Here is a 12776-nt window from a genome sequence, read left to right as displayed (position 1 = left end):
TGATTAAGCTTGGAAGCTCAACGGAATCTCAGCCAATTGGTTACCTTCGTTTGCAGGAAAGATAAGGTACTCGCCGTGGTATTTCACCATCGATTTGTAGTCCGTCACTTTATGCACCATAAAGCCCGCTTGCGCTGCTTTCTCAACAAACTCAGCATGGTTGCCACGTACAAACCAGCTCATTGGTTTGACGAGCAGCTCGCCGTCGAAGCAGCTTTCGCATTGATCTGCACATAGCGCCAAAGAGTTTTGACCTTCCGTGAAGATTTGGATTTTGCCACAACCAACAAGTTGCTCAGACGTTGATACTTCCCAGCCAGCTTGCTCCATCAAATCAAGAAATGATTCAATATCGGAGTCTTTTATTACTTTGGACTCTTCACCTTCAGGAAAAAACTGAGCGTAAAAAGCGGAAATACGCTTGAAGATAAACAACAAACCAGCGTCATTACCCTTTGAACGACCCGCTTTTTGCCAACGTGTTAAGTCATCGCCTACGGCTCGACCGAAACGCTGAGATTTAAGTGCTTTGGTAACCCAGCGCACTAAATAATGGTTATTCGCAACAGGGGCATTGGCTAACTTACCTGAGCGATGCTCTTGATCTAACTCTTCAAGTGCTGAGTTAACTAAGTTTTGAATTTCTTTGGTGTAATTCGACATTACGCCTTTCTTCCTAAAGTCCAATAAAACAGTGCTGAAAGCACAGAACAAGCAAACATTACAATGATCATCGGCCAAGCAACATTACCGGGTAGTGATGCCACCAGCGCACCAACCAATGAGCCGATACCGAATCTTAACGTCCCCGCCAGAGACGATGCTGTACCCGCCATTGATGGGTAGCCGCTTAAAAGCAGCGCCATCGCGTTACTACCTATCGTCGACAATGTACCGATAAACAGCACAACAAAAGGTACGATGCCCCATAATCCGAAGTCCATTAACCAACTTACGAATAAACCAATCCCCGCCAAAAGTTGCACGAACAACCCAAAACGAAGCATGGCATGAGAGCCAACTTTCTTCACCAAGCGACCATTAATACTGGTCATGATGATCATCGCCACAATGTTCAAACCAAATAAATAACCAAAGTGGTCTGGTCGAACACCATATAAATCAATATAAACAAACGAACCCGCGGTCAGAAATGCAAACATTCCGGAAAATGAAAACGCTCCAGAAAGCATCAAACCTATCGCTTCAGGGTTGGAGCATAATCTGGCGTAGTTTCTCATCGTAGTGCGAAAACGAAGCGGCTGACGATTTTCTGGTTTCAGCGTCTCTGGAATTTTCCAAAGTACCAGTAGAATTACCACCACAGCGAAAATGGCTAACACCCAAAAGATCGAACGCCAACCAAACCAGATAGCTAAGTGACCACCGATCATAGGCGCGACCAAGGGTGCCATGGTGATCACTAAGGTGACGAAAGACATTGCACGAGCAAAGTCTTCACGGTCAAACATGTCACGCACGACGGCTTGGATAATGACAGCCGCTGCCGCGCCAGCAAAACCTTGCGCTGTTCGCACATAAGTCAATGCATCGATGCCGTTTGTGGTCGCACTCACTACCGCCGCTAATCCAAAGAAAAGCACACCCAAAATCAGTACAGGTCTACGGCCAAAACTATCGGCAAGCGGCCCATGAATTAACTGGCCAATCGCAAAACCTGCCGTATAAGCCGTCAACGTAATCTGAACCGCGCCAGGCGCAACACCCAAATCTTTCGCGATGGTTGGCATTGCAGGCAAATACATGTCGATCGCCAAAGGCGTCAAAGCACCAATCGCTCCCAATACAAGAAACAATAGAAAACTGATTTGGGATTGCGGAGCACTTTGAGCTTTTTCTGTCATTCTTTTACCTCTTGTTGGAGCCCTTTCGTCAATACTTTCAGAGCAAAGTGAACGTAACGGACGGTTCTCATATCGCTGATATCTAGAAGCCAAAGGCCTGTTCTATCAACGTTCGAGAATCATAAGGGCAAATATGTACCAAGGTGTGACCTTGACGAACTCGACATAGAAAAGCGTGTGAAAGCGAAGTGTGTTTATGGGAAATAAACACAATGCAGTAAAAATGATGGAATTGATTCCACCATTTATTCACCACAGCCGAATGCTTTGCAATAAGAGTATGCATGGCTCAGCTAAATGCAAAGGCATATCACTCAGATGAGTAAGCACACCGGAATTGTCTAGGCACTAATTTTGGTAGGAAAATTAATTTTGAGCCAATTCCTACCAAAAAACTAGTTCCAATTGGGAACTAAAGAATTTCCCATACCGATAATTAATTCCAAATAGAATCAATTTCTTCCTGCGTGAGGTAGCGATAATCACCAGGTTCTAGTGCCTCATCGAGTTCAATCGAACCAATACGCTCACGATGTAAGTACTCAACTTTATTTCCTAACGCCGCAAACATGCGTTTCACTTGGTGATACTTACCTTCCACAATAGTTAACAATACTTCATTCTCTGCCTCGTTCACGATCTCCAAACGAGCAGGTAATGTTGCTTCTGATTCATTGCGCAAAATGATGCCTTGTTCGAGCTTTTCCGCGTAATCAGGCTGAATCGCATCGACAAGCCAAACACGGTACGTTTTCTCACACTTATGCTTCGGTGAGGTAATGCGGTGAGACCACTTACCATCATCCGTAATCAACACCAAACCGGTTGTGTCGACGTCTAATCGGCCCGCAAAGTGAAGGTTTTCAATTTTAGGCTCATCGAGCAATGCGAATGCAGTTTGGTTGTAGCCATCTTCATGTGAACAAACAAAGTCAGCAGGCTTGTACAACATAATGTAACGAGGGCCAGGAGCACCAATAACACGGTCTTCCCACATTACTTCCGCACCTTCAGGTACTTTAAATGCACCACTTTTTTGAACCTCACCGTCAACGGTGATGTCACCACTTTTGATGATCTTTGTTGCCTGTTTGCGTGTTGCACCCAGAGCGTCACACAAATATTTATCTAAACGCATGAATACCTCATTGAATTATACCCAAGTAACCTCCAAATCTCGGTTTAAAGGTCACTTGGGTATAAAAGTCAGGTATTATAGCGTTCCTCGTTCGAATAGTTGAGCAATTTCACATATTTTCATGTACACACTTCGCCCTTATCAAGCCGACTCGGTTAAAGCAGTCATTCACTACTTTCGTAAACACTCGACACCAGCAGTGATCGTGCTGCCTACTGGTGCCGGAAAAAGCTTGGTGATCGCAGAGCTTGCTCGCCTTGCGAAAGGACGAGTGTTAGTCCTTGCCCACGTAAAAGAGCTGGTCGAGCAAAACCACGCGAAGTATGAAGGTTATGGTTTAAAAGGTTCCATCTTCTCAGCAGGATTGGGGCGAAAAGAAACTGACCAGCAAGTCGTGTTTGCTTCGGTTCAATCGGTCGTACGTAACTTAGATTCGTTCAAAAACCAGTTTTCTCTGCTCGTTATTGATGAGTGCCATCGTGTGCCGGATGACAAAAACAGCAGCTACCAAAAAGTTATTACTCACTTACGAGAACTGAACCCAGGCATTAAGGTTCTGGGACTAACTGCAACGCCCTATCGTTTAGGAATGGGCTGGATTTATCAGTATCACACCCGAGGTCAAGTACGCACCGAAGAGCCTCGATTCTTCCGCGATTGTATTTTCGAACTGCCGATCCGTTACTTGCTCGACGAAAACTTCCTCACTCCAGCCCGCATGATGGACGCGCCCGTTTTGTCTTACGACTTCTCGCAACTGAAACCCGCAAACACCGGACGCTACAAAGAAGCAGAAATGGACATGGTGATCGATAAAGCCAAGCGCGCCACTCCGCAAATTGTTGAGCAAATCATGCAATATGCGAGAGAACGTCAAGGTGTCATGATCTTCGCCGCGACTGTCCGACACGCACAAGAGATCCGCAGTTTACTGCCAGAAGGCGAAACTGAAATCGTCATTGGTGATACACCTACGCCGGAACGCGACGCGATCATCCAAGCGTTCAAGAATCGTCAAATAAAATATTTGGTCAATGTTTCGGTACTGACTACCGGGTTTGATGCGCCGCATGTCGATTTAATCGCGATTTTGCGACCAACAGAGTCAGTCAGTCTATACCAGCAGATTGTAGGGCGAGGATTACGCTTATCAGACGGAAAATCAGAATGTTTAGTGCTTGATTACGCAGGCAACAGCTACGATTTATACCAACCTGAAGTCGGTGATCCCAAACCAGACTCTGACAGTGAAATTATCACGATTCCCTGCCCGGCTTGCGGATTCAATAACAACTTCTGGGGGAAATTGGATAGTAACGGTTTCTTGGTTGAACACTTTGGCAGACGTTGCCAGGGTTACTTTGAAGATGAAGACACAGGCGAGCGTGAACACTGTGGCTACCGTTTTCGTGCCAAATACTGTGGTGAATGTGGTGCCGACAACGATATTGCTGCGCGCATTTGTCATGAGTGTGACGCAACGCTTGTTGATCCAGATAAAAAATTAAAAGAAGCCCTTAATCTGAAAGATGCATTGATATTTGAATGCACAGAAATGGACCTGTCAGTATTCAAGTCCAGTGATGGTAAATCTCAACTCAAGGTGACATATTCTGGCGAACCATACCAAGGCGAAGGCAATGCGTTAGTTCATGAGTTTTGGTCATTGAGTACCAAAAAACAAAAACAAACGTTTAAAGACCAATTTGTGCGCCCTCACTTGGCAGACAAGCATCGCCCTTTTGAAGAGGCTTCACCGACACGTGTTGTTGCCAATCAACATCGTTTCCGTTTGCCTCAGTTTGTTATTGCAAGGAAATCCGGTCGCTTTTGGAAATTGCGAGACAAAATTTTTGAAGACGAGTTGAAATAACCTCTGCAACATTTAGTAAAACTGAACTCGATGATTCACTCTCTGTTCATCTATATCCGATATACTGCGGCTAACGTTCTAGAAAAGGTTTGACTATGTATAAAGCAACGACTTCTCAACATTCTGCGTTACTTTTCGGCCTTATCACGACATTGATGTGTGCACCAAGTTTCGCCAAGCATGACGACTACTATGCATCACAAAATGGTCACGCCATCGTGCAAGATGTCGAAAAGCCTGGAACACGTATTGAATTCGATGAAGATCAAGATGAGGTCTATCGCGCGGTTCAACAAGGATATATACGACCATTTTCGGACCTTTACGCCGCAGTAGAAAACGACCTATACGGCCGCATCATCAAGGTCGAGCTTGAAGAAGATGATGATGCTTGGGTGTATGAATTGAAAATCCTGTACAACAATAGCGTCCTGAAAGTTGAGTATGACGCCGCCACGCTGGAAATGCTTGAGATCAAAGGTCGCAGCTTTAACAAAGCGTTAAAGCCACAAAACAACTAAACTGGTCTAATGCGTAATCCCGACTCAATGCGTAGCTTACGTCGATAACACTCCAAACATAATAAGAATCACCAATATGAAAATACTTGTCGTTGAAGATGACCCTCGTTTAGGCGAGCAAATCATCGAAACATTAGAAAGTACCGGCTGGGTACCAGAATTATCTCAAGATGGCATAGACGCTCTGTATCGCGCGACATCGGAAGAATGGGACGCTATTGTTCTTGATCTAGGACTGCCGAAATTGGATGGCCTCACCGTGCTAAAAGGCATTCGTGATGAAAACATCAATACCCCTGTCGTTATCCTGAGTGCTCGCGATACCCTAACGCAGAGAGTTGAAGGTCTAAACGCAGGTGCAGACGATTACCTAACTAAGCCGTTTGAAATGGTTGAGCTTATCGCTCGTATTCGCGCACAACTACGAAGAGCATCAGGTAACGCCTCTCCTGTGATGCAAATTGGCGACTTGAGCTTAGATACGCGCACTTCTAAAGTAATGTGGCAAGGGCAAGCAGTAAGCTTAACGGCACTGGAGTATAAAGTGGTCGCTTACTTTATGCATAACCCAGAAAAAGTAATTTCTCGCACCGAACTCGTCGAGCACATTTACAAACAAGACTTTGATCGTGACTCCAACACAATCGAAGTTTTTATCGGCCGAATTCGCAAAAAAATCGCGCCAAAGATCATCAAAACTGTCCGAGGGTTGGGATACCAATTAAATGCCGAATAAGAACAGGCTACCGTTGAACGCAATAAAACGACTGAGTATCAAAAGTCGCCTCGTTTTAGCGGCGATCGTTTGGTTGACGGCAATGATCCTCGCAGCTGGTGTGACGATACCGACCCAAGTGTACAACTATATGGTTGACGACACTCGCTCACAGCTGAGCATTTTTATGGATGAAATCGCCGCTCAGTTAGAAGTCGATGAGACTGGGCACCTCTCACTCGCTGCTCTGCTCTCAGATCCTCGATTTAACCGACCTTACAGTGGTTTATATTGGAGTGCCTCCACTGAGACGAGTCTCGAGCGTTCTCGTTCTTTGTGGGACAAAAAAATCGAATACAAAGGTCTGGATAACGATGCTTACGGCGCGAGAGGCGAAAGGCTGATTACCATAGAAAAAGCTCTGTACTTACCAGATTACGATGGGCCTATCCATATCATTATTGGTATTGACGAAGAGCCTATCAAAAGCACCCTGCAAACGCTAATCGGGCAACTCTGGCTTATTTTAGGCTTATTATTCGCAGGGGTTCTTGCCGTCATTTTGCTGCAAATTGCATGGTCATTGAGTCCACTTACAAAGTTACAAAAAGAGTTGGCCGAGCTGAAGTCTGGTAACAAAAAGAGTCTAGAAGAAACCTATCCGAAAGAGATTTCTCCTCTTATCTTCGACCTCAACGCTCTGCTTTTCCATTATCAGGAATTGTTAGAACGAGCTAGGAATCATGCAGGCAATCTTTCACACGCGCTAAAAACCCCACTTTCTGTCCTAAAAAATGAAGTGCAGACGTTAGAACCTGATACGCAATCCCGCCTGCGTACTCCGATCAATCAAATACAAGATCATATCGATTACCATCTGGGCCGTGCCCGCATGGCGGGGTCTATGAATATTTTATCAGTGAAATCGAACCCAGCAGAGCGTGTGGATGCTATCTCAATGGCGTTTGATAAAGTGTATGCGAGCCGAGATATCTCCTTAATTAATGAACTTGATTCAGAGCTGAATGTAGCGGTAGAGCAGACCGATCTCGACGAAATGCTGGGTAACTTGCTTGAAAATGCCTATAAGTGGGCCAACAACATGATTCGTGTGCACTCCTCTCAGGATAAAGACAATATACACATCATCATTGAAGATGACGGACCAGGTATCCCTAAAGAGAAACTGAGTCAAGTAATCAAGAGAGGTGTTAGATTGGATGAAGCAACCCCTGGGTCAGGTCTTGGTCTAAATATAGTCAGTGAAATGGCACACAGTTACCGAGGTCAATTAACACTGGAAGCGAGCGCTTTAGGTGGCTTAAAAGCATCTTTAGTCTTGCATCTCAGCCGAACATAAAGCATATAACGCATAAACTTTGTTCTTCGGACCATGATTAGTAAACCGATGAAAATGAAGCCGATGTGAACAAAATCCAAGCAAGGCGTTAAAAGGGATAGCCTTACACCTAGCCAAATCATACCTTTTTGTTGATTTGGATACGATTTGGGTTGCCCATTTATAAGTGGAATGATAGTATCCGCGCTCGCTTGAACAGTTCCTGTTTCAAGCTTTACCACGAACAACAAGGTCGCATTGTTGATTGTGAACATTTGATTTTTACTAATTTGAGAGTAAATACTATGAAATTCGAAGCAGTAGTACGTACTGAACTAGGTAAAGGTGCGAGCCGCCGCCTACGTCACGCTGGCAAATTCCCTGCAGTTGTATACGGCGGTGAAGAAGCAGCAGTAGCTATCGTTCTTAACCACGACGACATCGTAAACCAAATGGACAAGCCTGAATTCTACGAAGGCCTAGTTCTAGTTATCGATGGCAAAGAAGTTAAAGTTAAGCCACAAGACGTTCAACGTCACGCGTTCAAGCCAAAAGTTGAACACATGGACTTCATCCGTATCTAATTCCCTACCAAGGAATTAATCGGATTAAATCCAAACCTTTTGCATTAAAGATAATCGGACTTACCAACCGAGACATCTAAAAAATTTCAAAACCCCGGAGTCTTACCACCTCCGGGGTTTTACTATATGTGGCATATAACAATTGATTTACGAACGGGCAATGTACTTCACTAAAGTGAGATCCGTCAGCGTCATACGGTCTATGATTTCCGTCTCTTCCTCTCCAGTACGTACAAAACCACACTTCTTGTAAAAGTTAAGCCCCTGTTTATTGGTATCCAGTGCTTTCAGGCTTATCTGCATAACGGGCGTAGAGAGTAGACGCGTTTCTAGTTCATCTAACAATGCACTCCCTGCACCTTGCCCATAATGCAAAGGAGAGACATAGCAACATGTTACCCACGCCGTTTTATCTTCACAGGTGTGGTTAGGTAGTTCGTAACTTAAAAAGCCGACGATTTCCCCTTGTCTCTCAACGACGATCAATTGGGCCAGTTGCTCAGTCATGACTCGCGTCCACATCCTTTCTCGGCGCTCAATCGTAAACTGATCGATGTAGCTCTGTGGCATTAACCCTTTGTATGCTACCTGCCACGAATCAACATGTATCTTGGCGATTTGAGTTGCTTCCTCTCTGACTGCGTTCCTTACTGTGTATCTCATTACTATCCTTTCTTAAAATTCACCACTTACAAATTCTTTCAACCCTACTCTTTAAATCGAAGCTCAAAGCGAGCAGCCACAGATGCAACGCTTTACATTACTCCATTTCATTTTCATTAATTCAATGATAGTGCACATCGTAATATCCGAAGAAAACGCCTCGTTATTTACGTTTCACTTTCGCTCATTAGATTGAATCTATTTGTTTTAACATCCGGGTATCGAAAGCGAGATAAACACGGTAAGGTATCGAATAAGAATAAATAAACGATATCTAAGGCATAAGATTTCTAAACGGTCGCAATTATAGTACAGAGAGAAATACCCTTTCTGGTTGTATTAAACAGAGTAAGCCAAGATCAAACGAGTTTGGGTTTTACAGTGATCATTTTATATACAAAACATTTCCCTCATCATCAGAGCGAAAATTTATAACGATTTGTGTCATAGCTGCTAAGAAAAACATGAACTTGGCAAAATAATCACCAAAATCAGCGCTATACTTCGCAAAAATGCGCATTGATTCACACAAACCACATTCATTCAATTGGCCACTTCACAAAATAACCCCCTCCCTCTAATTTCAATATACTAAAAACTATTTCTGTTTAATTGGAGACGTAGTTTGCAGGCTTATTAATTCATTTCTCCGATAGAAGTATAAATAAGAGATAGATCACTAAAGTTTCACATTAATTCCGTATATTTCACGCCGTAACAATAACAAAATCACAAAGAAAGGATCCCTTATGAAGTTTTCCAAATCTCTTTTGGTAATGGCAGTGGGCGCTGCGCTAGCAGGATGCGGCTCAGACAGCGATAATTCTCCAGTAACCTGCGAGACTGCAGATTCTTGTACTAAGTTCACCGTTCTCCACACTAACGATAACCACGGTCGCTTTTGGCATAACAGCGACGGCGAATATGGCATGGCTGCGCGTCACACTTTAATCGAATCTATTCGCGCAGAAGTCGAAGCAAAAGGCGGTGAAACCATTCTGCTGTCTGGCGGTGATATTAATACCGGCGTACCAGAATCAGACATGCAAGATGCGGTTCCAGACTTCGTAGGGATGAACCTACTTGGTTACGATGCAATGGCTGTCGGTAACCACGAGTTTGATAACTCACTAGATATTCTCGATATGCAAGCTGAGCTAGCTGACTTCCCTATGCTGGCTGCGAATATCTATAAGAAAGATACCAATGAGCGTTACTTCGACCCTTACAAAGTATTTACTATCAACGGCCTTAAGATCGCTGTAATTGGTCTAACCACCCAGGACACGGCGAAGCTAGTCAATCCAGACAACGTATCAAACATCCACTTCGAAGACCCTCAAGTTGAAATCAAAAAAGTACTTAAGGAAATCGAAGAAAACGAAAAAGTAGATCTAGTATTTGCAACGACGCACATGGGTCACTACCAAGATGGTAATAATGGTAGTGAAGCACCAGGGGACGTGAAGCTCGCTCGCTCTCTTGAAGAGGGACAACTAGACGCTATCATCGGTGGTCACTCACAAAACCCAGTGTGTATGGAGCCAGGTACCAATGAGTATGCTGATTTCAAACCTGGTGATGATTGCGCGCCAGACCAACAAAAAGGCACTTGGATTATGCAAGCGCATGAGTGGGGTAAATATGTGGGTCGTGCGGACTTCGAATATTACGACGGCAAGCTTCACTTAGCGAATTACGCACTGATTCCTGTAAACCTTTTGGACGACAACGATGAAGTGATCGGTGAACGCATTCAACAAGATGCGACGGTAAAAGCGTTACTACTGCCATACCAACAGCAAGGTCAAGAGTTATTAGATGAGAAGATTTCTAATACGACGGGTAAGTTAGAAGGTGATCGTAACGTAGTTCGCTCTCAGCAAACTAATCTAGGTCACCTACTAGGCGAGGCATACCGTACTTACAAAACGGTAGATGCTGACTTTGGTGTGATGAACTCTGGCGGTGTGCGTGATTCAATCCAAGATGGTGACATCACTTACCGTGACGTACTTACAGTCCAGCCGTTCGGTAACTTCGTGACTAAAGCGACAATGACTGGTCAAGAAGTAAAAGAGTACCTTGATGTCGTAGCAACGAAATCTGCAGGCTCTGGTGCTTACGCTCAACTAGATAACATCACTTTAGATGTAGATTGTGATGCTGGCTCAGTAACCATTACCGACATTAACGATAAAGGCTTCGATCTAGACGCAACGTACACATTCTCTGTAATCAGCTTCAGTGCTGCTGGTGGCGATAACTATCCAATCATCGATGTTCAATCTACCCAGCTAACCGATGCATACGTTTTACGTGAGTTCTTCGTAAATAACCCACAGATCTCTGCGGATAGCTACAACAAGAACTTAGAAAACATCAAGTACTTCAGTAACGGTCAAGCTGTGAAAGGTTGCCCAGCAACTAATAGCTAAAAACACCTTACACTCTGACGTGAAGAGCTTTTAGAAGTTGTTCCGTCAGAGCCTCCCTAAAAACCGAAGCGTGACGCTTCGGTTTTTTTATTTTCGTTAAAGTGCTGAAAATTATCGCCCTTCATAAAGTGTTCAAAAATTATTCATTTGTGTTGTTGACGCCCATGTGCTGGGCTTCTATGTTTGATAAGGTCTTTCGAAAATACAGATTCATCAACTGACTTTTCGCTATGAAGTTTCGTAGCTTAGTGGATGATTCTAGGAAAGATGTGAATGGCGTTACAAACACTGCTCTCAAACAATTTGTCTTTTTGACCTAAAACGAAGGTGATTCGCCGCCAAGCGTTCACCAATGAGCAGCGATCTGGACGTCAATATGTTCAAACTGCTGCCATCGAGTTCAGGAGGTCAAAAATGAAACGAGCCAGCAATAGCTACAGACTTCAAATGATCAAAGAAGTGGTTACCCGTAGAGAGCGCGAAGCTTGCACGGATCCTATGGCGAGATACATTCATCAGCTGATGGATGAACGCCCGACAAGTAAATTAGATGTTGAATTCAATCATCGATTTTCAGGAAGCCACTTTGACGAACATGCTGGGGGATGGGTCAGTGACCGTTGGTCAATGAAGTAGCGCTAATTTAACGAGTTTGCCTTACACGCACCGCATAGTAAGAGCTAATACAGTCCCGGCTCATCATTGATTATTGCCGAGCCGGGATAATTCGAAATTTAAAAGAGATTTTGCTGTGGTGATAATTCTTCTTGAGACTCTTCTGCCTTCCCCTTCCCTGCCAATACCTTTCTTCTATAGCGCTGACGGCATAGCTTAATTACATGCAACTGTTGAGCAGGCGTATAAGTGAGCCAGTTAAATCGCTCTTCTCTTTTACGCATACATCCTTTGCAATACCCTTTTTCGTCCACACTACAAATACCAACGCAAGGGTTTGGGACGGTAAAAAACTCTAGTTGCTCCATGCTCTAACCGTTTTTTGCTCGCTGTGCTGTAATGATATTATAACGACTTCAATATACGCTCCCAACAGTGCTATACATCTTGCACCTTGAAGCCGTTTGAGTATATAAACTGGACTCTGTCACAGTAATACGAAACTATTACCTTATGCTGACAAAAACAGTGTTTTATTACCTATACTTACCACGTTTTCTAAAAACGGAGTCTATAAAATGAAGCTTAGCCTAAAAACGTTAGTTACAGCAATCTCTCTTCCTGTTCTTATGACTGCATGTGCTAGCAACGGTGACAATGTGAAAGAAATTACGGCTCAAGATTTACAGCACCATAATTGGGAGCTGGTTCAGATTGATGGTAAAAACATCGAATTAAAAGAACGTCAGCAAGCGCCTCGCTTAGAAATCGGAGAAAATCTGACTGCAAATGGTAACGCGGGGTGTAACAACTTCTTTGGTCAAGCTGAACTAAAAAACAATCAACTACGCATCGAAAAAATGGGAATGACCATGAAGATGTGTATGGATGACCAAATGAAAATTGAGCAAGCAATGTCTGAAACTCTTACTGAATGGAGTGATATAACGCTAACCAAAGAAGGGCTAATGCTTAAAAATGACGATCACGAACTAACGTTTCAGTTGCGTGATTGGGTAAACTAA

At 43.8% G+C, this 12776-nt stretch carries 13 protein-coding genes; 8 read left to right on the top strand and 5 right to left on the bottom strand.

The window, feature by feature from the left end:
* Positions 1-3: 3 nt before the first annotated feature.
* The 3 genes from P4S59_RS06315 to rsuA form a co-directional block, all read right to left on the bottom strand.
* Positions 4-663, bottom strand: coding sequence for a DUF2913 family protein (locus P4S59_RS06315; RefSeq protein ID WP_046874809.1), 660 nt, complete (start codon positions 661-663; stop codon positions 4-6).
* Positions 663-1865, bottom strand: coding sequence for a Bcr/CflA family multidrug efflux MFS transporter (locus P4S59_RS06310; protein ID WP_005393240.1), 1203 nt, complete (start codon positions 1863-1865; stop codon positions 663-665). Before P4S59_RS06310 ends, P4S59_RS06315 begins: the two co-directional genes overlap by 1 nt.
* A 436-nt stretch (positions 1866-2301) precedes the next feature.
* Positions 2302-3003 carry a 16S rRNA pseudouridine(516) synthase RsuA gene (gene rsuA / locus P4S59_RS06305; RefSeq protein WP_033905117.1) on the bottom strand — a complete coding sequence of 234 codons (702 nt, stop codon included), beginning with the start codon at positions 3001-3003 and terminating at the stop codon, positions 2302-2304.
* 121 nt (positions 3004-3124) lie between these two features.
* Here rsuA and P4S59_RS06300 point away from each other — a divergent pair, with 121 nt between their 5' ends.
* The 5 genes from P4S59_RS06300 (at position 3125) to rplY (ending at position 8035) form a co-directional block, all read left to right on the top strand.
* Positions 3125-4876: a DEAD/DEAH box helicase gene (locus P4S59_RS06300; protein WP_167426701.1), complete on the top strand. Its 1752-nt coding sequence runs from the start codon at positions 3125-3127 to the stop codon at positions 4874-4876.
* A gap of 95 nt (positions 4877-4971) precedes the next feature.
* Entirely contained in the window at positions 4972-5397 is a 426-nt protein-coding gene (locus tag P4S59_RS06295; protein WP_012841930.1) for a PepSY domain-containing protein, read from the top strand.
* A gap of 76 nt (positions 5398-5473) precedes the next feature.
* The gene (locus P4S59_RS06290; protein WP_005378073.1) at positions 5474-6133 is read left to right on the top strand and encodes a response regulator transcription factor; all 660 of its coding nucleotides are present in this window, start codon (positions 5474-5476) and stop codon (positions 6131-6133) included.
* Positions 6123-7472 (top strand): ATP-binding protein, encoded by a 1350-nt coding sequence (locus P4S59_RS06285; protein WP_031780334.1) that lies wholly within the window; start codon positions 6123-6125, stop codon positions 7470-7472. The genes P4S59_RS06290 and P4S59_RS06285 overlap by 11 nt, the downstream gene beginning before the upstream one ends.
* A gap of 284 nt (positions 7473-7756) precedes the next feature.
* Entirely contained in the window at positions 7757-8035 is a 279-nt protein-coding gene (gene rplY, locus P4S59_RS06280; protein WP_005393245.1) for a 50S ribosomal protein L25, read from the top strand.
* Positions 8036-8182: 147 nt separating this feature from the next.
* Here rplY and P4S59_RS06275 read toward each other — a convergent pair whose 3' ends face one another.
* Positions 8183-8698: a GNAT family N-acetyltransferase gene (locus P4S59_RS06275; RefSeq protein WP_139059487.1), complete on the bottom strand. Its 516-nt coding sequence runs from the start codon at positions 8696-8698 to the stop codon at positions 8183-8185.
* A gap of 749 nt (positions 8699-9447) precedes the next feature.
* Here P4S59_RS06275 and ushA point away from each other — a divergent pair.
* Both ushA and P4S59_RS06265 read left to right on the top strand, forming a co-directional pair.
* Positions 9448-11136, top strand: a complete 1689-nt coding sequence (gene ushA, locus P4S59_RS06270; protein ID WP_237311822.1) for a bifunctional UDP-sugar hydrolase/5'-nucleotidase UshA — start codon at positions 9448-9450, stop codon at positions 11134-11136.
* Between the two features lie 414 nt (positions 11137-11550).
* Entirely contained in the window at positions 11551-11772 is a 222-nt protein-coding gene (locus P4S59_RS06265; protein WP_005393249.1) for a hypothetical protein, read from the top strand.
* Between the two features lie 98 nt (positions 11773-11870).
* Here P4S59_RS06265 and P4S59_RS06260 read toward each other — a convergent pair whose 3' ends face one another.
* Entirely contained in the window at positions 11871-12119 is a 249-nt protein-coding gene (locus P4S59_RS06260; protein ID WP_048626242.1) for a DUF1289 domain-containing protein, read from the bottom strand.
* 210 nt (positions 12120-12329) lie between these two features.
* Here P4S59_RS06260 and P4S59_RS06255 point away from each other — a divergent pair, with 210 nt between their 5' ends.
* The gene (locus P4S59_RS06255; RefSeq protein WP_005393252.1) at positions 12330-12776 is read left to right on the top strand and encodes an META domain-containing protein; all 447 of its coding nucleotides are present in this window, start codon (positions 12330-12332) and stop codon (positions 12774-12776) included.

Origin of the sequence: Vibrio sp. M60_M70, from assembly GCF_037162085.1 — a bacterium.
Lineage (GTDB): Bacteria > Pseudomonadota > Gammaproteobacteria > Enterobacterales > Vibrionaceae > Vibrio > Vibrio diabolicus.
Note: the sequence above shows the minus strand (reverse complement) of the source record. Positions and strands in the feature narration are given on the sequence as shown.